We start from the raw sequence: 22,473 nt of genomic DNA on the forward strand, positions 1-22,473 counted from the left end.
GTAGAGCCTGAGAGGGGAGACGTCTAGCCTGATAGCGGGCTATTTTGTGCTGCTGCGCGTAGTACCGGGCAAGGTGATTAAAGTTTCCTCCGGCGACGCCGATAGTTATCACTACGAAGTGGAAGCAGGGGGGCGGGCTGTCCGTAGAGCCACGCAAAGCATGTTGCCGCATGTGACCTGATTGGATGATTTTTATTTCTGGCAACAGAAAGTATGGCGGCATAAAAATATGATAACGAAGATGATGTTAGGTCTGATGATGCCAACATTTTCTGTCATCGAACGCGTCAGGGCACAGTCCTACTGGCGCCAGTGTCAGAGGGTGTATCGCTTTCAGCCCATTTACCGCACGTCTGGAAAGTTACTGGGTATTGAATTACTTACCGGGATTTTCCATCCGTCGGCACCACAGAAATTTGTCTCGCCAGAAGAGTACTTTGTCGCCGTTGCGATAGGCAAACGTGTACAAATCGTTCAAGAACAACTCGATTTATTGCAGCAATGGCAGCAACTGTTTGTCGAGCACGGCCTGCTTGCTTCCATTAACGTTGATGGGCAAGTGCTGGAGGCTTTGCAGTCCGATAGCGCCCTGAAACGGCAGATCAATACCATGCCCTACGTGCGCTTCGAGTTAGTCGAAAGCGCTGAACACGCGCTGAGCATCCCACTTTCCAAAATTGAGCAGTCTGACCGGCTATGGCTCGACGATTTCGGTCAGGGCATCGCCAACTTCTCTTCCTTTACCACCTGGCATTACGAGTACATCAAAATCGCGCGCGACCTGTTTATTCTGCTGCGCCAGAGTGAAGAGGGGTCGAGGCTATTTTTCACCCTTGTCACGCTGATGAATCGCTACAGTAAAGGGGTGATTATCGAAGGTGTCGAGACGGCGCAAGAGTGGGCGATGGTGCGTGAATCTGATGCGCTGGCGGCTCAGGGATACTACTTATCGCGGCCGAAAACCTTCGATCAACTCGATAAACTGCCTATACATTTCCCAGAATAATCACGTTCTGTCACGTTTTTCCCTCCCGTGCCGATTATGCAAGCTGCGGCAAACTCAACTATGGTTAGGTCTATGAATCAGTTAACTCTCTGATAGGAATAGACTAATGACGCGCACAGGTAAAGTGGTTAGCTGGGTGGTGGGGATTATCGTTATTTTGTTGATTGCCATCGTGATTTTCATCTCGCTGTTTGACTGGAATCGCCTGAAACCCACCATCAATCAGAAGGTCTCTGCCGAATTAAACCGCAGCTTTGCGATACGCGGAAACCTCGGCGTAGACTGGTCGCGTCAGAAAGATGAAGCTGGTTGGCGGGCCTGGGTGCCCTGGCCGCACGTGCATGCCGAAGATATTGTCTTAGGAAATCCTGAAGACGTGCCGGGCGCCACCAAAGATGCACAAATGGTCACGCTGGCCCGCGTAGACGCCAGTCTGGCGCCGCTGGCCCTGCTGCATAAAGAAGTGCTTATCCCGCGTATTTGGCTCAAACAGCCGAATGCTTCGCTGATCCGCCTCGCCAACGGTAAAAATAACTGGACGTTTAATCTGGCGAACAGCGACACCAAAGATAAAGACCAGCCCGCCTCGCCGTGGTCCTTCACCCTTAATGACATCGTGTTTGACCGTGGGCAGATTGATTACAAAGACGCGCCGCTCAAGGCGGATTTCCGCGCGGTGATTGATCCCTTAGGCAAACCGCTGCCTTTCACCGAAGTGGTCGGCGAGAAGGGCGACAAGAAGACGGCGGATAAAGGCAAAACGCCAGATTACGTTTTCGGCTGGAAAGTGGATGGTAAGTACAACGGCGAGCCATTGTCGGGTAGCGGCAAAATCGGCGGCATGCTGGCGCTGAAAGACCCAGACTCCCGCTTCCCACTGCAGGCTGACGTGCGTTCGGGCAATACCCGCGTTGCCGTCGCCGGGACCCTGACCGACCCGATGAACCTTGGCGCTCTGGATTTGCGCCTTAAATTCTCCGGCCAGACGCTATCCGACCTCTACGGCCTGACGGGCGTGCTCTTGCCGCAGACTCCGTCCTATTCCACCGACGGCCACTTAACCGCGACGCTGCACGACAAAGATGGCGCGGTTTATCGCTATCAGAACTTCAACGGCCAAATTGGTGACAGTGATATTCACGGCTCGCTGACCTATCGCGCCAGCAAGCCTCGCCCAAGCCTAAGCGGCAGTGTGGAATCCAAGCAGCTACGCTTTGCCGACCTCGCGCCGCTGATTGGTGCTGATTCCAACAAAGACAAGGCCAAGCGTGGCGAAACCACCCGCCAGCCTTCAGACAAAGTGCTGCCGGTGGAGAAATTTGACACCAAGAGTTGGGACGTGATGGATGCTGACGTGAAGTTCAGCGCCAAACGCATTGAACACGGTAAGTCGCTGCCGCTGAGCGACCTGAGCACCCATCTTAAACTCAACAACGGCGTTATCCTGATGGATCCGCTGCGCTTTGGCGTGGCGGGCGGCAATCTCAACTCCACCGTGCGACTGGAGGGGGACAAGTCGCCAATGCGCGGCCGAGTGGATATGCATGCGCGCGGCTTGAAGCTGAAACAGCTGCTGCCGAACGTCCAGTCGATGGAGCGCAGTCTGGGTGATTTGAATGGTGATGCTACTTTGTCGGGCACCGGCAACTCGGTGGCGGCTCTGCTGGTTAGCAGTAATGGCGACATGAAACTGCTGATCAATGACGGGGTCATAAGCCGCAGCCTGATGGAGATCGTCGGCCTGAACGTCGGTAACTACGTAGTGGGTAAAATCTTCGGCGATGACGAAGTGGCTATCAACTGCGCGGCGGCCAATGTGAACATCAAAAATGGTTTGGTTTCGCCACGGTTGTTCGTCTTCGACACGGAAAATGCGGTGATCAACATTACCGGCACAACCAACATGGCAACCGAGCGTCTCGATTTAACCATCGATCCTGAGAGTAAGGGAGTTCGCGTGCTGACCCTGCGCTCGCCGCTCTATGTGCGTGGCACCTATAAAAATCCAGACGCCGGCGTGAAGCCTGGTCCTCTGATTGCTCGCGGTGCCGCCGCCGTGGCTCTCGGCGCGGTCGTCGCCCCAGCCGCTGCCCTGCTGGCACTGATTTCCCCAAGTGATAATGAGCAAAACCAGTGCGGCCCAATCTTACAGAAGATGAAAGAGAAGTAGCAGCAATCCTCCCCCTCGTGCAGAGGGGGAGAAAAGATCAAGACTTCGGCACCGGATTCAGGACTGCGCAATCGTGGTCCTGAATCTCTTCGGTCGAGGCGTTGTTCATTTTGAGCAGATTACGCTGGTTGGCCAGCAGCAGGAAATCCCCGCCAGACAGGCTCACCATCGCCATACCGAAATGCCCCATCTTCTCGCGCGCTTCCGGAACACCCTCGGCCAGCAGGCGGAAAGCTCCTTTTTGATTCAACTCGGCAGGCGCGACTTTGCGCACTAAGTAGGTGTGGCCAATCAGCTGATCCGGCAGCTCTTGCCAGCGATAGCCTATCTGCCCGGCGTCTTTCACCAGCGTATTTTTCACTTCTGGCAGCAGGCAGGAGATATGGATATGCAGCTGGTTTTGGGTGCGTCCGTACTGTGAGTTAATCGCCAGTGAGACATTGCTGTCATCAATAGGTTTGCCGTATTTATCCGCCATATAGTGCCGCGCTTCCCACGCCTGGCTGAAGTAGTTCGGCGTGGCGTCTTCCAGCAGCGCCGGACTTTCCATGCCGGTGACTTTAGCCGTCGGCATCAGCAGGAATTGCAGCGGGCCGTTTCTATCCTTCATCACCACAAAGCCTTGCTTTTCATCGACCTGAGAGCAGGGAGCGGGCTGCCCGTTGGCGCGCTGGTTGGGCACACACTTCTGGCTAATGATGTTCCACAGGGCATTTGGGTTGGATTTATTGGGCAGGAATAACCATAAACCGGCGGCGATAATGACGGCCAAAATCACCAGCGGAATGAGGGAACGGCGAGTCAAACGCATGAGGGATAAGTCCTTAGAAAATCCCCGCACCGAGTGATGCGGGGGAATCAATCAGAGTGACTGGTCGCGAGTCTCTTTCGACAGCAGCAGCGCGATCAGGGTGATCAGCGCCATGGAAGCCAAATAGACGCCGACATAGAACAGGCCGTAGCGGGTTGCCAGCCAGGTCGCGATGTAAGGCGCAACCGATGCACCAAGAATCGATGCCACATTATAAGAGAATGACGCGCCGGTATAGCGAACTTCGGTCGGGAAGAGTTCTGGCAGCAGGGCGCCCATCGGGCCGAAGGTCAGCCCCATCACCACAAAGCCGCACAGCAGGAAAATCATTACCAGCGTCTGTGAACCCGAACCCAGCAGGGAAGGGAACAGCAGGGCAAAGACAATCATCAGCAGAGTAATGCAAATCATGGTTCTGCGACGGCCAAAGGAGTCCGCCAGCTGGCCGGCAATCGGCACCATCACGCCAAAACCAACTACGCCAATCATCAGCATCAGCAGGAAGTCATTACGAGTAATGCCCAAGCCCAGCGGCTTCGGCTGCGTGCCGTAACTCAATGAATAGACAGTCATAATGTAAAACAGGGTGTAAGTCGCCACCATGATGAACATGCCCAGTACGGTGGCTTTCAGGTGCTTGCTAAACAGGGTGCCGATAGGGATGCGAACCTGTTTTCCGGCCTTAGCAATTTTAGCGAACACCGGCGTTTCATGCAGAGAAACGCGCACGTAGAGGCCAATCAGTACCAGCACGGCGGAGAGCAGGAAAGGCACGCGCCAGCCCCAGTCGATAAATTGTTCTTCAGTCAGCAACCAGGACAGCAGCAGGAACATGCCGTTAGCGAAGAAGAAGCCAATCGGCGCACCAAGCTGCGGGAAGGAGCCGTAAAGCGCGCGCTTCTTGGCGGGCGCATTCTCCGTCGCCAGCAGCGCCGCGCCGCCCCACTCACCGCCCAAGCCCAGGCCCTGACCAAAACGCGCCAGTGCCAGCAGCAGAGGGGCGAAAACGCCAATGCTGGCGTAGGTTGGCAGCAGGCCAATCACCACGGTTGAAATCCCCATGGTGAGGAGCGAGGCAACCAGCGTGGCTTTACGGCCAACGCGGTCGCCGAAGTGGCCGAACAGCGCCGAGCCAATTGGGCGGGCGATAAAGGCAATGGCGAAGGTCGCCAGAGACTGTAGTGTTGCCGCCGTTGGGTCACCCTGCGGGAAGAAGATGTGCGGGAAAACGATCACCGCTGCCGTGGCGTAGATATAGAAGTCGAAAAATTCGATGGCCGTGCCGATCAGCGACGCAACGATGACTTTGCCGCGGGAGTTTTGGCTGACCAGGTGGGCGTCAGCTGCTAATTCTGGTGTGACTGAGGCTTGCATAAGCGATGATTCTTATTGTGATTGAAAGGATGGATGTTATGTAAAGAAATGTTTGCTAAAGGCATATTAAGCAGGGAATGTGACGTTTTCAACGCCAGAGGGCGGAGGGAGAAAGGCGCAATTGCACCAAATGGGGGAATGTTTTCCATCTGAAGTGATATCAGGTTTATCTGTTCAATAAATGGATAAAGGTTAGAACAACTCACTGGTAAATGGCCAAATAAAATGCCAGACAACGAATATTGTCTGGCACGATATAAATCAGGGCACTTATTGAGCGGCGTTATGAGTCTCTGGCTGCTCAATTTCCTTATCCCCCTTGTATTGCGCGGTGGCAATCCAGGCGGCGACAAACAGCGTTAGCCGGGCGAAAAAGTAGAAGAAGGCCATCAGGCCGATAACCGAGCCGAAAGCCGCGCCGGAGGGCGAGCTTGCCAGCCGTGGCAAGGTCATGGTCATGACGAACTTGATCACTTCAAAGCCGATGGCCGCCAGCAAAGTGCCGCGCAGCAGGGCTTTTTTACGCGGCTTGTGGCGCGGCAGCATCCAAAATATCCACAGGAACAATAAATAGTTAGCCGCAATGGAAATCACCAGCGTGACCGAGGTCATCACCGGGCGAAGCCACTCAATGCCGCCAAGGCCTAAGGCATCAACAATCGATTTCTGCGCCGAACCGGCAATCGAGGTCAGCGACAGCGTGATAATCAGCGCCAGCACCAGACCCGTCAGCGAGATGAAATCGCGAATATAGCGCTTATAAATCACCTCTTTATCCTGCGGATTGCGCTCCCACACGTCGCGGGACTGGGCGCGGATCGCTTCGCGCAGATTCCCCATCCAACTAATCCCGGAATAAAGCGCAATCAGCAAACCGGATAGCCCCACCGCCGTACGCTGCTGAATTGCCGTGTTGACGGTGTTTTTCAGCGTGCTGGCAAGGTTGGGATCGCTGATGCTGTTGACGATTTTGCCAATCAGCCGCGCCAGCAGGTCGGGGTTGGAGGCCAGAATGAAACCCACTGCGGCAAAGGACACCATCAAAATCGGGATCAGCGACAAAAAGGAGAAATAGGTAATGGCCGCGCCGAACTGGCTGCCGAGGCGATCGTTGAATCGCTCCGTGGCCCGCAGCAAATGGGCGACCCAGCCCCATGACTGGATGCGCGTCACCAGCTTCGAAGCCCGGGTAATATTTTTATCCACAGTGTGATTGCCGGTTTTGATATTAATCAGCGGCTTAGCGTCTTCCTGTTCGAGCGTTTCTGGTTTATTGGTGGTTGGCATTAATCCACGGAGTCCTTATTTTTGAGATTTTCCATCAGTTTAGTATAGCTGCTCAATCGCGCCCGCTGCCGGGCCAATGGCTGATTGCTCAGCCACTGCTCAAGAGGCCGGCCCTATTTGAGATGGGCATGGGTGATTTCGGTCAGCCAATCCATAAACACTTTGGCTCGCCTGGAAAGATTCAGCCGATGGGGATAAACCAGTGAGATAGGCATTGGCGGCGCGTTGTACTGCGGCAAGATTTTGACTAATTGGCCTGTCTCGAGGTACTCGCGCATCCCCATCAGCGGTACCTGAATGATGCCTAAACCCGCCAGACAGGCGCTGGAGTAAGTCTGGGTGCTATTGACCGTCACCGCGCCGCCGGTCTTCACCGAACGCAGCGTTTTGCCTTCTAAATATTCAAAGCTGGAGGTTCGCGCCCCCAACGTCTGCTCGTAATGCACCATGGCGTGCTGGGATAAATCGTCCGGGTGCAGCGGCGTGCCGTGGCGCTGGAGATAAGCCGGGCTGGCGCAATTTATCATGCTGAGTTGCCCGAGCGGGCGAGCGATCAGCCCCGAATCCTTCAGCGTGCCGACGCGGATCACGCAGTCAAAACCTTCGCGAATGACATCAACCCGATGGTCGGTGCTGCTGAGTTCAATCTCAATGGCCGGGTAGCGGTTGAGGAATTCGCCCAGCTTTGGCAGCACAAAATCGCGCGCCATGGCGACCGACATATCTACCCGCAGGCGGCCGCTGATGGTCGCCGGGTTAGCCTGAAACAGGGTTTCCATCTCTTCGACGCTGGCCAGCAGCTCTTTGCAGCGGTCGTAATAGACCTGACCGTCCTGCGTCAGTTGCACCCGGCGGGTGGAGCGATGCAGCAGGCGCACGGCAAGTTGGCTTTCCAATTGCTGAATTAGCCGCGAGACGCTGGCCTTGGGAAGACTCAAACTTTCGGCGGCGCGAGTAAAACTGTTCAGCTCTGCGACGCGAACAAATACCTGCATCGATTGAATTTTATCCACATTTCCATCCATTGTTGTTTTATATGGAACAGTGAAACCCATTTAACATTGTTTATCGTTATCCATTCTGCCAATAGACTCTATTTCATACAACGAGTACCCACAATATTCACTGCGGAGTCTGATATGAGCAATAAAATCGCGATAGTGACCGGCGCAAGCCGTGGTTTGGGCAAGAATGCAGTAGAAAAACTGGCAGATCAGGGCGTGGATGTGATTTTGACTTATCACAGCCAGCGTGAAGAAGCCGACAGCATTGTCCGCGCCGTGCAGGCCAAAGGCGGCAAAGCCGCGGCGTTGCAGCTTGATGTCGGCGACAGCACATCTTTTATCGCGTTTGCCGCGCAGGTGAAGACCCTGCTGGCGGATATCTGGCAGCGCGACAGCTTCGATTTTCTGGTGAATAACGCCGGTATTGGTTTAGGCGTGCCTTTTGCGGAAGTGAGCGAAGAGCAGTTTGACCTGCTGATGAATATTCATCTAAAAGGGCCGCTGTTCTTGACCCAAAAACTGCTGCCGCTGATTGCGGACGGCGGCCGTATTCTCAACGTCTCTACTGGCCTGACGCGTTTCTCTCTGCCGGGCTACTCGGTGTATGCCTCAATGAAAGGCGCGATGGAAGTGCTGACCAAGTATCAGGCGAAAGAGCTGGGCGCGCGCGGGATCCGCGTCAATATTCTGGCACCGGGGGCGATTGAGACTGACTTCGGCGGCGGCCACGTGCGTGACAATAAACAAACCAATCAGATGGTGGCATCCAACACCGCGCTTGGGCGCGTCGGCCTGCCGGATGATATCGGCCACATGGTGGCGCTGATGCTCAGTGACGCGGGTGGCTGGATGAACGCCCAACGCGTGGAAGCATCGGGCGGCATGTTCTTATAAGACTGATTGAGTCATTAATCGCGGAAGCGTTTCGCTTTCTGATGCTGCTGCTTTTCCAGCTCAAATATCGCCCGTTGCAGGTCGCGCTCCTGCGCGGGGGATAAATAAGGAAAACGGAAACTGAGCCGCTGGCTGGTGACCGTTTCTCCTTTACTGCTTACCGTTTGCCGGTCCATCGCGCTGATAAACTCCAAATCCAGTTTGAAAGAGCCAAACTCGGCTAATTCCACCAGAGAGTCTTTAATCACCGTGCCAGCTTCAATCGCCAGTGGCATCATTTTGTCGACGTGCAGGCCGATGCCTCCCAGCGAGATATCTTTCAGGCGAAAGCTGAAATCACTGGTGTCGGGGAATTTGCCGCGACAGACATAAGTAGGTTGCAGCGGAATATTGACGCGGAAATACTCGCGGCGCTGAATGAAATAGAGCTCCGGCGGGATTTCGCAGCTAAAGGTCGGCAGATTTTGCCAGCTGATTTCCTGCGCCTGTCCCGAGGTGAACTCGACTTTTGCTCCTGCCGGTTCCGCCACGAAATTCAGGGTTTGCGCCTCTTTTGCCAGCTGGTTGTCGTAATCACCACTGCCCAGATCAAACAGCAATTGGTTGGTATCCGGCAAAACGTCCAGAATTTTGCTGATAAATTGCCCGCGCCCGTGGGACACCATGACCAGCGTGTTGTTCTTCTTCAAATCACGCAGAACGGCCAAAATGCCCAACTTATTGCGACGGACAAACTGCTCTTTAGATGCTTCGTTCACCAGCGATACCCCACCTGACAGTTTTTATGATTGTAATGGTTTTAATTTGACTTAAAGGATGTGCATAACGGTTATCGGCAGGCCTGATGGAAGCTTGATGCTTATTTCTCTTTATTGCGAAATCGCCGCCAATACAAAAATCGAAAAAAATTTCTAAAACCATCGAATAAAAATCACCACTCAAGTGTTTACTGACAAATCGGACACTTATGGGCCTTTCTTTATGCAAAACACTTCAGCTCCAACGCTGCGCCGTCGCTATGACGGCCTGACGATCACTCTGCATTGGGCCACCGCGCTCATTGTTATCTTCATGTTTGCCAGCGCGCATATTTGGGAATTGCTGGATCGCGGCACCCCGCTGCGCAAAGGGCTGCAATCCGTGCATATCTCCGTGGGCATCCTGCTGGCGGTGATCATTATCGGGCGTTTGCTGTGGCGGTTATTCACCGTGAGCACCGGCCGCAGCAAGCAGGAACCTATTGCCATGCCGACGGCGATGAAAGCCGCGTCGCACCTGACCCATCTGGTGCTCTATTTGCTGCTGATTTCGCAAATTGTGCTCGGCTTTTTATTCCGCTGGGCGCAGGCCGAGCCGTTCTACTTCTTCGGTTTATTCCCGATCCCCGACGTTTTCGATTTCGACAGCGTCATGCCGCGCACCTTCGGCATGCTGCATAACAACGTGGCGTGGGCATTAATCATTGTGGCCGGGGTGCATGCTCTGGCGGCGCTATTCCACCATTACGTCTTACGCGACGGCACGCTGCGTCGCATGCTACCGGGCAGCCACGGCCGCTCATAAGAAACAAAGCCAACACCTTGCTACTCAGGACCCTACAATGAAAAAAAATAATAATCTCACCACGCTCTCCGCCCTGTGCCTGTGCGCGGGCCTGTCGATGTTCTCAATCGCGGCCCACGCCATGGGCGATGACTCGGAGAAAACGCCGGACTGCCCGAAAGGTCAGGTTTATGACAGTAAAACCAAAAGCTGTATGGTAGAAAAAGGCAGTAAGATTTCCGATCAGGATAAGACGCAATATGCTTATCATCTGGCGAAAACCGGTCGCTTCCAGGAAGCCTTAAATCTGCTCGATACGCTGCAACAGCCCAACACCCGCGAAGCCTGGAATTATCGCGGCTATGCTACGCGTAAATTGGGGCGCACGGATGAAGGGATCGGCTATTATCAGCGTTCCATCGCGCTCGACGGGCATTACGCCAAAGTGCGTGAATACCTTGGCGAGGCGTACATGATCAAAGGCCGTCCGGACTTGGCTAAGGCGCAGCTCGCCACGATTAAAGGGATTTGCGGCACGGGCTGTGAAGAGTATCGCGACCTGAATGCCGCGATCGAGGGCCACCCGGAATCTTAAGATCGATTGACCGCGAGGTAGTGAAAAATCACATCCACCGAGATCCGGCATGAATTAAGCCTCTGTCTGGCGCGTCTTTGGCGTTACGGCATGGTGTTGTCGCGAAAACGCGATGTGGCTGATGATTTAGTGCAATCGACCTGCGTGCGGGCGCTTGAGCGCAGCGCGCAGTTCGAAGAGGGCACGCGCATCGATCGCTGGTTATTTTCGATTTTGCATTCGATTTGGATCAACGAGCTTAGGGCGCAGCAAGTTCGTCAGGGACAGGGATTTGTGGATATTGATGAAGTGAGCACCTCGCATGAATCAGGTGATTTTGAGAGCCGCCGCTGGCAATTGCAGGTGATGCAGCAGGTCGGCGGCTTACCCGAAGCCCAGCGAAACGCGGTGTTTCTGGTTTATGTCGAAGGTTTTACCTATCAAGAAGCCGCCAACACGCTGGCCGTGCCGGTGGGAACCATCATGAGTCGGCTGGCAACCGCCAGACAAACCTTGGCGAAATCCGCCGTGACGCCTTTCCAACCACAACAGGGAGAGAAAAAATGACGCAAGAACGTCTGCCGATCCCTTTCCCTGACGAAGCGCTGGTGGCCTGGCTCGACAATCAGTTGAGTGACGCCCAGCGCGAACAGGTTGCCCAGCGATTACAGAGTGACGAAGTTTTGGCCGATCGCCTCAATCAGCTTTCTTACAGCAATCTGCCTTTCCATGAAGCCTATGAGCCTTTGCTGTCCGAAGCGCCAATTGCCAGCTTGCAGGCCCGGCTGGATGCCATTCCAGATCCCGTTAGTGTGCCAAAAGTTGCGAATAAACAGGGCGTTAGCCGTCGGCACCTGCTGGCCGCCGCGGTGAGTTTCCTTGCAGTAGGGATTGCCGTCGGGCGCTACGCCGTGCCTTTTGCCGAGCCTGAGCAAGATCTCGGCTGGCGCAATCTGGTCGCAGAATATATGTCGCTCTATTCCGCCGACACGCTGGCTGATATCCATGAATCTCCAGAGCAGCAGCAACAAGAATTGCAGCGAGTGAATGCCTCGCTGGGTACCACCCTGACCCCCGATAGACTCGCTCTACAGGGGGCGACGCTGAAAAATGCCCGCCTGCTCAATTATGACCAGTACAATATCGCGCAGATCACCTATCTCGACGCCACCCACGGCCCGATGGCCCTGTGCATCACTCGCTCATCCCAGCGCAGCGACACCGCCCAGCAAAGTGAAATCCGCCGGGGTATGAATGTTATTTATTGGCGCGCCAAAGGTTTTAACTACATGTTAATTGGACATAATCCTGCCGACCAAATGGCACTGCGCGGACAAATATTGTTGAGTGCGCTGAGTTGAAACTAACTTATTAATTTCCATAAGAAACTACTTTGCTGAATTAGTTTAATAATTAAAGTTATTTTTAGCTGACGTAGCGTTAATGTTACATTGGTTGCGAAAGGTCGATATTTGGAATATCTAGCAACAACAATGTGTGTTTAATTTGTTAACACATTCCGCAGTAAATAAAACCCTTTCATTCTGTCAGGGATAATCGCTTATCTCTGTACGCATCAGGTTATTGATTTCACCAACTACAATGAAATCTGGGCATTTTTCACCTGAAAGACAAAACTAAACTTAAGAGATACAGACGTCATGAGAAAGTTACTCGTCATGATCCTCTGCCTTAACGCTATGGCGCTAACCCCGCGCGCGTTTGCAGCAGAAGAAGAAAAATCCGTCGATGTGTTACTGATCGGCGGAGGAATCATGAGTGCCACTCTGGGTACTTACCTCCAGGAACTTGAGCCAGACTGGTCGATCAACATGGTCGAGCGTCTTGATGGCGTTGCTGAAGAGAGTTCTAACGGCTGGAACAACGCCGGTACGGGCCACTCGGCATTGGCTGAGATGAACTACACGCCGGAAAAAGCCGACGGTTCAATCGATATCTCCAAGGCAGTCGAAGTCAACGAAGGTTTCCAGATTTCCCGCCAGTTCTGGTCTTATCAGGTTGAGAATGGCGTACTGCACGACCCACGTTCATTCATCAACAGCGTGCCGCACATGAGCTTTGTATGGGGCGACGCCAACGTCGACTTCCTGCACAAACGCTACTTGGCTCTGCAAAAAAGCACCCTGTTCCGTGGCATGGAATACTCTCAGGATCCAACCAAAATTAAAGAGTGGATCCCACTGGTCATGGAAGGTCGTGATCCTAATCAGAAAATTGCTGCGACCCGTATTCCAATTGGTACTGACGTTAACTTCGGTGAAATCACTCACCAGTTAGTGGCATCGCTGCAGAAAAATCAAAACTTCTCCCTGAGCCTTGGCCACGAAGTTCGCGACATCAAACGCAACCCAGACAACACCTGGAACGTGACCGTCGCTGACCTGAAAAACAACGGCAAAGAGAGCGTTGTGAAGGCGAAATTCGTGTTTATCGGTGCTGGCGGCGCGTCCCTGACCCTGCTGCAAAAATCCGGTATTCCAGAAGCTGACAACTACGGCGGCTTCCCGGTTGGCGGCCAATTCCTGGTGACTGAAAACCCAGAAATCGTAAACCGTCACTTGGCGAAAGTGTATGGCAAAGCCTCTGTGGGTGCGCCTCCGATGTCCGTTCCACACTTGGATACTCGTGTTTTCAACGGTAAACGCGTTCTGTTGTTCGGACCGTTCGCGACTTTCTCCAGCAAGTTCCTGAAAAATGGTTCTCTGTGGGATCTGTTCGGTTCCGTGAACTTCTCTAACATCGGCCCGATGACTGACGTCGGCATCGACAACTTCGATCTGGTTAAATATCTGATTAGCCAAGTTATGTTGAGCGACAACGACCGTTACGAAGCGCTGAAAGAGTACTTCCCAGACGCGAAGAAAGAAGACTGGAGACTGTGGACTGCGGGCCAACGTGTTCAGATCATCAAGAAAGACCCGAAAGAAGGCGGCGTGCTGCGTCTGGGTACCGAAGTGGTTAGCTCTAAAGATGGCAGCATCGCGGCGCTGTTGGGCGCATCACCGGGCGCATCGACTGCGGCTCCAATCATGCTGCACCTGATGGAAACCGTGTTTAAAGATAAAGTTGCTACCCCAGAATGGCAGACCAAACTGAAGCAGATCATTCCTTCATACGGCACCAAACTGAACGGCAACGTGGAAGCGACCGAGAAAGAATTGGGCTACACCAGCCGCGTTCTGCAACTCGACAACCCAACGCCAGCAGCCCAACCTGCTGAGCAGGCACCGGCGGCAGAAGCAGCTCCGGCTCCACAGGGCAACACCGAGAAGAAAGACCAGAAACAACCAGCCGATATCGCGCTGTAAGTTAAGTTCTTTCTGAATAATGAAAACCGCCTTTAGGGGCGGTTTTTTGCTTTCTGGAATGCGGATTCCAAAGAATGACAAAAATCTTCGGCTTTATTGGCGATTTTACTCCGAGGGGTGAATGATGCCCGTAGCAGAACACCGGAGGGACTTAGCAATCTATGGGAAATGTCAGCTCAAATAATCATCAGCAACGGGGCGGTTATGGTAGTATTTGTGATACTGAATTTAGTACCACAAATCACACTACTGAGGTGCCTATGCCTGTCCAGCCTGTCTATGCCAATGCCGCCGTCAGCATCAGCGACTTTAAAAAATCCCCCAATGCCGTACTCAAAGAATCCCATGGCCAGCCCGTGGCCGTGTTAACCAATGGCCGAATTTCAGGCTATTACGTTTCCGCCGAAACATGGGAATCCCTTGCGGAATACCTCGAAGACATGGAGTTGGGCGAGCTGGTGCGTTCGCGTCAGGCCAGCAAAAGGATTAAGGTCAATTTGGATGACTTATGAGCTTGAATTCGAAGAGAAAGCTTTAAAAGAATTTAGAAAAATAAGTGAGCCGCTGAGAGTGCAATTTAAAAAAAAGTTAGCCGAGGTGTTGGTCACTCCTCATATTTCCGCCAATCGGCTCCGGGGAATGTCAGATTGCTACAAGATAAAGCTGCGTGCCTCAGGTTATCGTTTGGTTTATCAGGTCATTGATAAGCAAGTTGTTGTGTTGGTTTTGGCCGTGGGGAAACGCGAGCGGTCTGAAGTTTATCAGACCGCCAAGCAGCGAATGTGATCAGTCCGCTTTACGCCCCAGCCCCCAGCAAACCAGTGCGGCAATCAACAATGACGGCAGCGTAGCCCCGACGTCTGGCAGGAAATTCGCCATCAGGTGATACACCGCGATACCTATTACCCAAGCTGCAAGCGAGCGCATATTCAGGTCGTGCTGAGTATGGCGGCGCAATATGAAGTGATGAGTTAGCACCACGCCAAACAGTGGCGCAAACACCGAGCCAATCAGCAGCAGGAAGTTCTCATACTGGGTCAGCGGCACGCTCCAGGCAATCAGCGTACACAGCAGGCCAATTCCCAGCGTCAGTTTGCCGATGCCAATAGGCAGCGAGGTGCCGGCGGACACCGCCGCCGAGTGAATATCCGCGAAGGCATTTTCATGTTCGTCGACCAGAATCAGCAATAGAGGAATGCCCAAGGCGACGCCCGAAAGAGCCAGCAGCAGGGCATTGGCGTCAGCCGAGTTGGTGACGAAAGCCAGCGTGTAGGCCACGCCGAGCGACATCATCCAGCAGCTGCCGAGGAAATACCCGCAGGCAGTTCCCCAGAAGTTCTGCCGCGCCGATTTGCCAAAGCGGGTGTAATCCGACACCAGCGGCAGCCATGAAAAGGCCATCGACACCACGATATCGCAGGCCAGCGCGAACGGCATCGAACCGTCTCCCGCTTTGTGCCACAGGGCGGCGAGATCCGCATGCTGGAACAGATAAACCGTCAGCCACGCGCAGCTTGCCATCAGCAGCCAGATACCCCAGCGGCGTAGCACTACGCGAATAAATGCCAGAGGGCCACTGGCCGCCAGCAGTGTCGCCACCGCGCCAAAAATAAAGGTCCACAGGGTCGGGTTCGCCCAAGGCGTGCCGCTTCCCCATGCTCGCTGGGCCAGCAGGCTTGCCGCATCGCGCATCACCACGATTTCAAACGCGCCCCAGCCGACCAGCTGTATCAGGTTAAACAGCACCGGCAGGGCAACGCCGCGCTTGCCGAGGGTCAGCCGCAGCGAGGCCATCGACGACAGCCCGGTCTGCCCGCCAATCACGCCGACCAGCGCCAATAGCGCCACGCCCACCGCGCTGCCAAGCAAAATGGCCGCCAGCGAACCCGCCAGCCCAAGGCCCGGCGCCAGAATCGCGCCCGCTTGCAGCACCATCAGACCCATGCCGAGCGAGAACCACAGCGAGAATAAATCAGACCAGCCGAGCACCCGAGATTTCTCAGGAATCGACGTTTGAGGCGAGTAAATACTATTATCTTTCATGGGGTTAATTTCGTTATCACAGCGAACGGCTGTTATAGCATATCTGCTGAGTGTTCAGATGACAGAGGGGAGGGAAAGGCACTTTTCGGCTGAATAGCCTCCCTCATCCCCCTACTTCGAATGAATCACAATCACCCCGAGCTTCTCCAGCAAATGGCTTTGCTGCCAGTCGTCGATTTTCGCGCCGTCGAGATCCACCGTGCGCAGGTTGAGTTCGCCGAGGTCTGAGTTGGTCAGGTCGCAGTGGGTGACGTTAATGTCATTCCAGTTGAATTCGGTGAATTCGCCGCCGGAAAGGTCGGAGCCGCTGAGGTTTGCGCCGCGCAGATTGGCGCCGGTCCAGCGGTTTTCCCACAGTTCGCATTTCTCCAGAACCACCTTGCTGAAATTGGTGTAACTGAAGTTGTTTTTGGTGAGAAAGGCGCTGCAAAACCAGCTGCGGGGGGTGATCATATTCATGAAATTAGCCCCGGCAAAGTCTGCGCCGGTCGCTTTGCATTCGCGCATTTCCAGCCCTAACGCCTGAATATATTTGAAATCCGCCATGGTCAAATCGCAGTGTTTAAAGCTGGCATCTTTCATTTGGGCGTTCTGGAAAGAGCAGCCTTTCTGGTTCTCATCATCATAAAAGCTGCAATTGAGGAAGGCGGTGTCGCTCAGATCTGCGCCGTCAAAAAGGCATTGCAGAAAGCGGCAATCCTCTAAAATTTCACCGGTGAATTGCAACTGGCTGATGCGTTTCTGAATGAAGATCTGATTTTTTATCATGAGAGTTACCTGTAATTATTTACAGGTGTTATAACCTATGAACAGCAGAATTCACAATAATCTCATCACGATTTTGCTGATCCAGCGAGCTGTTACTATGCTCAAGGACTTAACGGAAATTAGGCAAAGGAACCCTTCAATGCGTCTTTCAAACCTCTTTTTGGCTATCAGTTTGGCATGCAGCTCGTACGTGGCAGTGGCGGAGACCCCTTCCACGGCGACCTCAAAGCAGGAAAATGTCATGAACAGTCCCGAACAAACGGTAAACCCTTTCTTTGAACGCAGCCCGTTGATTTATCAGGCTCCGCAGTTCGACAAATACAAAGAGAGTGATTACGCCCCGGCGATTGCCGAAGGTATTAAACAGAAGCTGGCTGAAGTCGATAAAATTGCTAATGACACGGCGCCGCCAACCTTTGAGAACACCTACGTGGCGCTGGAGAAATCCGGCGTGCTGCTGACCCGCGTATTGAGCGTGTTTGATGCGATGACCTCGGCCAATACCAATGACGGCTTGCAGAAAATTGATGAAGAGACCTCGCCAAAACTGGCGGCAATGTCGGACAGCATTCACCTCAACAGCAAGCTGTTTGATCGCCTGAAAACGGTTTACGAGCAGCGTAATTCCTTAAAATTAGATGCCGAGTCCCAGCGGCTGATTGAAGTGACATATAAAGATTTCGAGCTGGCGGGTGCCAACCTGTCTGATGCCGATAAAGAAAAACTCAAGGCCCTGAACCAGCAGGCGGCGACGCTCAGCACTCAATTCACCAATAAGCTGCTGGCGGCCAGCAAGGCGGGCGGGCTGACGGTGAAAGACCAGAAACAGCTGGCCGGTTTGAGCGAGGCCGAGCTTTCAGCTGCGTCTCAGGCAGCAAAAGATCGCAAGCTGACCGACGCGTGGCTGCTAGTGTTACAGAACACTACCCAGCAGCCGTTGCTTCAGCCGTTGGAAGACCGCGACACCCGCAAAGCACTCTATGAGGCGTCAATTAATCGTGCCGAGCACGGCGATGCAAACGACACGCGCCAGCTGATTTCCAAGCTGGCGAAGGTCCGCGCCGAGCAGGCGCAGATCCTGGGTTTCCCTTCTTATGCTGCCTGGAAATTGCAAAACCAGATGGCGAAAACGCCGCAGGCCGCGCTCGACTTCATGCATAAAATTGTTCCAGCCGCTACTGCTCGCGCTGAACGAGAAGCACAGGACATTCAGACGCTAATTGATAAGCAAAAAGGCGGCTTCAAGCTGGCGGCATGGGACTGGCAGCACTATTCCGAGCAGGTGCGCAAAGAGAAATATGACCTCGACGACGCGCAGATCAAACCCTATTTCGAGCTGAACAATGTGCTGGAAAACGGCGTGTTTTATGCTGCCAACCTGCTCTACGGGGTGACTTTCAAAGAGCGCCATGACCTGCCGGTTTATAACCCTGACGTGCGGGTGTTCGAGGTGTTCGACAAAGATGGCCAATCCATGGCGCTGTTCTACGCCGATTATTACCAGCGCGATAACAAAGGCGGTGGTGCGTGGATGAGCAATTTCGTCGATCAGTCCAAGCTGTTTGGCACCAAGCCGGTGATCTATAACGTCGCCAACTTCCAAAAACCGGCAGAGGGCAAGCCTGCGCTGCTGTCATGGGACGACGTGATCACCATGTTCCACGAGTTCGGCCACGCGCTGCACGGCCTGTTCGCCGACCAGCAGTATCCAAGTCTCTCCGGAACCGCGACCCCGCGTGACTTCGTTGAATTCCCATCCCAGTTCAACGAGCACTGGGCGAGTGATCCGAAAGTCTTCTCTCACTTCGCCAAGAATTACCAAACCGGCGAGGCCATGCCGCAGGCGCTGCGCGACAAAATCGAGAAAGCCAGCAAGTTCAATAAAGGCTATGAGATGACCGAACTGTTGGCTGCTGCGCTGCTCGATATGCACTGGCACAGCCTGAGCGCCAGTGAGCCAGAGCAGGACGTGGACAAGTTCGAAGCGGCTTCGCTGAAGAAAGACAATATCGATCTAGCCTATGTGCCGCCGCGCTACCGTTCCAGCTACTTCCAACACATCTGGGGCAATGGCTACGCCGCCGGTTATTACGCCTATCTGTGGACCGAGATGCTGGCCGATGACGCCTTCGCGGGTATCGAAGAGCAGGGCGGGCTGACCCGTGAAAACGGGCAGAAGTTCCGTGACCAAATCCTGTCTCGCGGCAACAGTGAAGACCTCGAAAAGCTCTATGAAACCTGGCGCGGCAAGGCTCCATCCATTGAGCCAATGCTGATAAATCGTGGGTTGAAAGAGGAGTAATCGATGGAAGGCCCGGAGTTATTTCTGGGCCTTTTTTTGATTTGGCAAAAAGAAAAATAGACGCCCGAAATTTGGCGCTGCGGCCTCGAAACTTCCTCTACCCTGAGAATCATTGTTCCCATCGCGCGAGCTCAATCATGCTTTTCGACCTACCCAGTGATGATGTGCTGTATGACGCCCTGATTGCCCGAGACCCGGCCTACGACGGTTTTGCGTTTGTCGGGGTGAAAAGTACCGGCATTTTTTGCCGTCTGACCTGCCCGGCGCGTAAGCCAAAACGTGAAAATTCAACCTTCTATCCTTCCATCGTCGCCGCAATGGAGGCCGGTTTTCGCCCCTGTAAACGCTGCTGCCCGCTCTCCCTTGGCGGCGAAAAAGATCCCTTGGTATTGAAGCTGTTGGCGGCGCTGGAAAGTGAGCCAGATAAAAGGTGGAGCGAAGAGGATTTCATCGCTATGCAGGTTGACCCTTCAACCGTCAGGCGCGCCTTTAAACGCCAGTTCGGCATCACCTTTCTCGAAATGGCCCGTCTGCGGCGTTTGGGCAAAGGCGTCGACCATTTGACCTCTGGGAATCAGGTGATTGATGCCCAGTTAGAAGCTAATTACGAGTCGGGAAGTGGTTTTCGCACGGCGATCACCCGGCTCATTGGCATTGCGCCGCGCGAGGCGAAAACCCTGCCGTTTTTAAAAGCGGAGTGGATTGATACGCCGATTGGCACTCTGTTGGCAATTGCGGATGCGCAGGCTTTGCACCTGCTGGAGTTTGTCGATCGCAAGGCACTGCCTAACGAGATTCAGCGCCTGAAAGAGAAGTCGGGTTCGCAAATCATCATGGCGCGCTCGCCGGTTATAGAACTGCTGGAACAGGAATTGAATGCCTATTTCAGCGGCCTATGCGGACACTTCACCACGCCACTAGCCCAGCTTGGCTCGCTATTTAGCCGTCAGGTTTGGGATGCGCTGCGCGCAATCCCTCTGGGTGAGCTGAGAAGTTATTCCGCCATTGCCCGCGATATTGGCCGGGATTCAGCCTCAAGGGCGGTCGCACGAGCCAATGGAGAGAACCAGATATCGCTGCTAATCCCCTGTCATCGGGTGATTGGCGCAAACGGCTCTCTGAGCGGTTATGGCGGCGGGCTGTGGCGCAAACGCTGGCTGATCGAACATGAAAAAAGAATGCTGATAAAACCATAAGAAAAGGAATAATCCATGAATAACAGTGATAAAGCAGCACACTTTAGCTCATTGCACAAAAAGCAAAATCCGCTGGTACTTTATAATGTCTGGGATGCGGGCAGTGCGCGCGCAGTGGCTGAAGCCGGTGCGCAGGCCATTGCCACCGGAAGCTGGTCTTGTGCCGCCGCGCAGGGCTATGCCGATGGAGAACAGATGCCATTTTCGGCCCTGCTTTATACCGTTAAACGCATTGTCGCGTCGGTCAATTTACCCGTCACCGTTGATTTCGAAACAGGTTATGGCACCTCGCTGGAAAACATCCAGCGTAATCTCGCTGCATTGCTGGACGCCGGAGTGGTTGGCGTTAATTTTGAAGATCAGCGCATCACCCAATCGGGGCTGGTGGACATAGAAGAACAGTGTCGGAGAATCACCGCATTGCGCGAAGTGGCAGACAAACACGGCACGGCGCTGTTTATCAACGCCAGAACCGATATCTTCCTGCAAGTCGCGTCAGATTCGACCCATAGCGCATTGATTGCCGAAGCCAAACAGAGACTTCTGGCCTACCAAGCCGCCGGAGCCAATGGCTATTTTGTTCCGGGCCTGAGCCAGCAAGCGCTGATCGCTGATTTATGTGAGTTTTCACCTCTGCCGATGAACATTATGATCACCTCAACCACGCCTGCACTTGAGTCCCTCCGCCAGCTCGGCGTGAGCCGCATCAGCCATGGTCCGCTGCCCTACATCGACGCCATGGAGCAGCTAAAACAACGGACAGCGGGGCTTTATTAAATCGACAGCCTTATCAGCTAAGCCCATATAAAAGAAAACCCCGCTATCACTTTCATGACAGCGGGGCCTTTAACCTTGCGCTTTATGCCGGGGAACTGAGCACCATGACTAAGATGGGAGAAGAACCAGCGGCTAGCTACGCTGGTGAAATTACGCGCTATTGACCGTGCTGTCAAACAGCCCGCACCGCCAATCTATGCCCCAGCCAGAAGAACCATAGGCTGGCAGCGGCGGAGGCAATGAGCGCGATAAACATCACCGATGGGGCTGCGTAACTGAGCAGGAAACCACAGAGGACGGGGTTGATGGCCCCGCCGAGGTTGCTCAGGTTTTGCATGCCGTAATAGCTGCCTTTCATATTGTCCGGCGCAATAAAGTCGATGAACATATATTCCGCCGGAATGACGATTAGCTCACCGAAGCTGAAGATCGCCATCGCAATCACCCAAATCAGTACCGAAGGCCCAGCCAGCATAAATCCTGCCAGTCCAATCATGAAAAATACTGTGCCGAGGAACAGCCATCTGAGCAGGGTGGCCTGGCGCATGCGGCTGCTAAGGGCATACTGAAAAACAATCACAATCATGGCGTTAGTGATCATCACTGCGCCGATCACCTTGTAGGCGAACACGGCGTCAGAGGTCAAAATCAAGTATTGCGACAGATAACCAGTGAACTGGCCGAAGACGATCGAACCCAGCGTGCTGCCAAGGGTGAAGTAAATCAGGCGGCGGTCGTGGGCCAAAATGCTCAGGGTTTGGCGCAAGTTCGGCTTTGGTAGCGGCTTCTGTTCGATTTCCGCCTGTGCCGGGCGATTGGGGATATTGCGAATGCCCCAGCTCAGGGTGATCACCGTGACCAGTGCCAATCCGCCGGAGATCAAAAACGGCAGCATTGGGCTAAAACCTGCCAGCCATACGCCAAGGGAAGAGCCGACCGCCCAGCCGACGTTAATCAGCGTGTAGTTCATTGAAAAGGCTTTCACACGCTTCTCCACGGGTAACCAACTGGCAATACAGGCTTTTAGGGTGATGCTCAGTAGCGCGTAAGAGGAGTTGAGCAGCGCCAGCACCACTAGCACGCCAGTGATAGAGGGCAGGACCGGCAGCAGGAAAAAGCTGAGTGAGAAGAAGCTTATCGAGGCGGCGATCAGCGTCCGGTGGTTAAATTTATCCACCAGATAGCCACCGTACAGGCTGCTGAGAATGCCCAGGGCCAGACTAGCTCCCATTATCACGCCGACGCTTTTGGGCAGCAGATGATAATGCTCGGTGAGATAGATGGTAATGAAGGGTAGCGTAATACCACGCCCAATGGTCAGGACCAATGAACTGGCGAGTAAAGCAAGAATAATCGGCGGCATTCCCTTCATTTTTTTAACGTTCATCCTTCAAAT

21 protein-coding genes are annotated in these 22,473 nt (G+C 53.9%); 13 read left to right on the top strand and 8 right to left on the bottom strand.

The features are described 5' to 3' along the window. Positions 1 to 229: 229 nt before the first annotated feature. A complete protein-coding gene (pdeH, locus tag SBO83_RS13095; protein WP_396131804.1) occupies positions 230 to 1,006 on the top strand; it encodes a cyclic-guanylate-specific phosphodiesterase in 777 nt (258 codons plus the stop codon). A gap of 106 nt (positions 1,007 to 1,112) precedes the next feature. After that, complete coding sequence (locus tag SBO83_RS13100) at positions 1,113 to 3,176, top strand: AsmA family protein (protein WP_396131805.1); 2,064 nt, start codon at positions 1,113 to 1,115, stop codon at positions 3,174 to 3,176. A 37-nt stretch (positions 3,177 to 3,213) separates the two neighbouring features. Here the strand turns inward: SBO83_RS13100 and SBO83_RS13105 are convergent, their stop codons facing one another. From SBO83_RS13105 to SBO83_RS13120, 4 genes are all read right to left on the bottom strand, one after another. Further along, positions 3,214 to 3,987 (bottom strand): CDP-diacylglycerol diphosphatase, encoded by a 774-nt coding sequence (locus SBO83_RS13105; protein WP_396131806.1) that lies wholly within the window; start codon positions 3,985 to 3,987, stop codon positions 3,214 to 3,216. 51 nt (positions 3,988 to 4,038) lie between these two features. After that, on the bottom strand, positions 4,039 to 5,361 hold the full coding sequence (locus SBO83_RS13110; protein ID WP_396131807.1) for a metabolite/H+ symporter: 1,323 nt from the start codon (positions 5,359 to 5,361) through the stop codon (positions 4,039 to 4,041). Positions 5,362 to 5,631: 270 nt separating this feature from the next. Beyond that, positions 5,632 to 6,648, bottom strand: coding sequence for an inner membrane protein YhjD (yhjD, locus tag SBO83_RS13115; RefSeq protein WP_396131808.1), 1,017 nt, complete (start codon positions 6,646 to 6,648; stop codon positions 5,632 to 5,634). 113 nt (positions 6,649 to 6,761) lie between these two features. Then, positions 6,762 to 7,661, bottom strand: coding sequence for a LysR substrate-binding domain-containing protein (locus SBO83_RS13120; RefSeq protein ID WP_396131809.1), 900 nt, complete (start codon positions 7,659 to 7,661; stop codon positions 6,762 to 6,764). 126 nt (positions 7,662 to 7,787) lie between these two features. Between SBO83_RS13120 and SBO83_RS13125 the strand changes: the two genes are divergently transcribed. Continuing rightward, on the top strand, positions 7,788 to 8,546 hold the full coding sequence (locus tag SBO83_RS13125) for an SDR family oxidoreductase (RefSeq protein WP_396131810.1): 759 nt from the start codon (positions 7,788 to 7,790) through the stop codon (positions 8,544 to 8,546). Between the two features lie 14 nt (positions 8,547 to 8,560). Here the strand turns inward: SBO83_RS13125 and SBO83_RS13130 are convergent, their stop codons facing one another. Further along, positions 8,561 to 9,304 carry a flagellar regulator YcgR PilZN domain-containing protein gene (locus SBO83_RS13130; RefSeq protein WP_396131811.1) on the bottom strand — a complete coding sequence of 248 codons (744 nt, stop codon included), beginning with the start codon at positions 9,302 to 9,304 and terminating at the stop codon, positions 8,561 to 8,563. Positions 9,305 to 9,527: 223 nt separating this feature from the next. On the opposite strand from SBO83_RS13130, the gene SBO83_RS13135 reads away from it, so the two are divergent. The 7 genes from SBO83_RS13135 to SBO83_RS13165 all read left to right on the top strand — a co-directional run bounded on the left by SBO83_RS13135 (position 9,528) and on the right by SBO83_RS13165 (position 14,777). Continuing rightward, entirely contained in the window at positions 9,528 to 10,109 is a 582-nt protein-coding gene (locus SBO83_RS13135) for a cytochrome b (RefSeq protein ID WP_353503677.1), read from the top strand. 37 nt (positions 10,110 to 10,146) lie between these two features. After that, the gene (locus SBO83_RS13140) at positions 10,147 to 10,683 is read left to right on the top strand and encodes a tetratricopeptide repeat protein (RefSeq protein ID WP_396131812.1); all 537 of its coding nucleotides are present in this window, start codon (positions 10,147 to 10,149) and stop codon (positions 10,681 to 10,683) included. Between the two features lie 90 nt (positions 10,684 to 10,773). Beyond that, positions 10,774 to 11,229, top strand: coding sequence for a sigma-70 family RNA polymerase sigma factor (locus SBO83_RS13145; RefSeq protein ID WP_034794021.1), 456 nt, complete (start codon positions 10,774 to 10,776; stop codon positions 11,227 to 11,229). Continuing rightward, positions 11,226 to 12,023 (top strand): anti-sigma factor family protein, encoded by a 798-nt coding sequence (locus SBO83_RS13150; protein ID WP_396131813.1) that lies wholly within the window; start codon positions 11,226 to 11,228, stop codon positions 12,021 to 12,023. The genes SBO83_RS13145 and SBO83_RS13150 overlap by 4 nt, the downstream gene beginning before the upstream one ends. 300 nt (positions 12,024 to 12,323) lie before the next feature. Beyond that, positions 12,324 to 13,991, top strand: a complete 1,668-nt coding sequence (locus SBO83_RS13155; RefSeq protein WP_396131814.1) for a malate:quinone oxidoreductase — start codon at positions 12,324 to 12,326, stop codon at positions 13,989 to 13,991. A 260-nt stretch (positions 13,992 to 14,251) separates the two neighbouring features. After that, a complete protein-coding gene (locus SBO83_RS13160; protein ID WP_341462542.1) occupies positions 14,252 to 14,503 on the top strand; it encodes a type II toxin-antitoxin system Phd/YefM family antitoxin in 252 nt (83 codons plus the stop codon). Then, complete coding sequence (locus SBO83_RS13165; protein WP_396131815.1) at positions 14,493 to 14,777, top strand: type II toxin-antitoxin system mRNA interferase toxin, RelE/StbE family; 285 nt, start codon at positions 14,493 to 14,495, stop codon at positions 14,775 to 14,777. The genes SBO83_RS13160 and SBO83_RS13165 overlap by 11 nt, the downstream gene beginning before the upstream one ends. Here SBO83_RS13165 and cytX read toward each other — a convergent pair whose 3' ends face one another. Together cytX and SBO83_RS13175 are read right to left on the bottom strand one after the other, a co-directional pair. Then, positions 14,778 to 16,034 (bottom strand): putative hydroxymethylpyrimidine transporter CytX, encoded by a 1,257-nt coding sequence (gene cytX, locus SBO83_RS13170; protein ID WP_396131816.1) that lies wholly within the window; start codon positions 16,032 to 16,034, stop codon positions 14,778 to 14,780. Between the two features lie 111 nt (positions 16,035 to 16,145). Next, positions 16,146 to 16,802 (bottom strand): Qnr family pentapeptide repeat protein, encoded by a 657-nt coding sequence (locus tag SBO83_RS13175; RefSeq protein WP_396131817.1) that lies wholly within the window; start codon positions 16,800 to 16,802, stop codon positions 16,146 to 16,148. Between the two features lie 139 nt (positions 16,803 to 16,941). Between SBO83_RS13175 and dcp the strand changes: the two genes are divergently transcribed. From dcp to SBO83_RS13190, 3 genes are all read left to right on the top strand, one after another. Continuing rightward, entirely contained in the window at positions 16,942 to 19,104 is a 2,163-nt protein-coding gene (dcp, locus tag SBO83_RS13180) for a peptidyl-dipeptidase Dcp (RefSeq protein WP_396131818.1), read from the top strand. Between the two features lie 137 nt (positions 19,105 to 19,241). Beyond that, positions 19,242 to 20,300 (top strand): methylated-DNA--[protein]-cysteine S-methyltransferase, encoded by a 1,059-nt coding sequence (locus SBO83_RS13185; protein WP_396131819.1) that lies wholly within the window; start codon positions 19,242 to 19,244, stop codon positions 20,298 to 20,300. 15 nt (positions 20,301 to 20,315) lie between these two features. After that, positions 20,316 to 21,077 carry an isocitrate lyase/phosphoenolpyruvate mutase family protein gene (locus SBO83_RS13190; RefSeq protein WP_396131820.1) on the top strand — a complete coding sequence of 254 codons (762 nt, stop codon included), beginning with the start codon at positions 20,316 to 20,318 and terminating at the stop codon, positions 21,075 to 21,077. 172 nt (positions 21,078 to 21,249) lie between these two features. On the opposite strand, the gene SBO83_RS13195 is transcribed toward SBO83_RS13190, so the two are convergent. After that, positions 21,250 to 22,449 carry an MFS transporter gene (locus SBO83_RS13195; RefSeq protein WP_396131922.1) on the bottom strand — a complete coding sequence of 400 codons (1,200 nt, stop codon included), beginning with the start codon at positions 22,447 to 22,449 and terminating at the stop codon, positions 21,250 to 21,252. Positions 22,450 to 22,473 lie beyond the last annotated feature (24 nt).

The sequence above is a fragment of the Ewingella allii genome, from assembly GCF_044430645.1.
GTDB classification, from domain to species: Bacteria; Pseudomonadota; Gammaproteobacteria; order Enterobacterales; family Enterobacteriaceae; genus Ewingella; species Ewingella allii.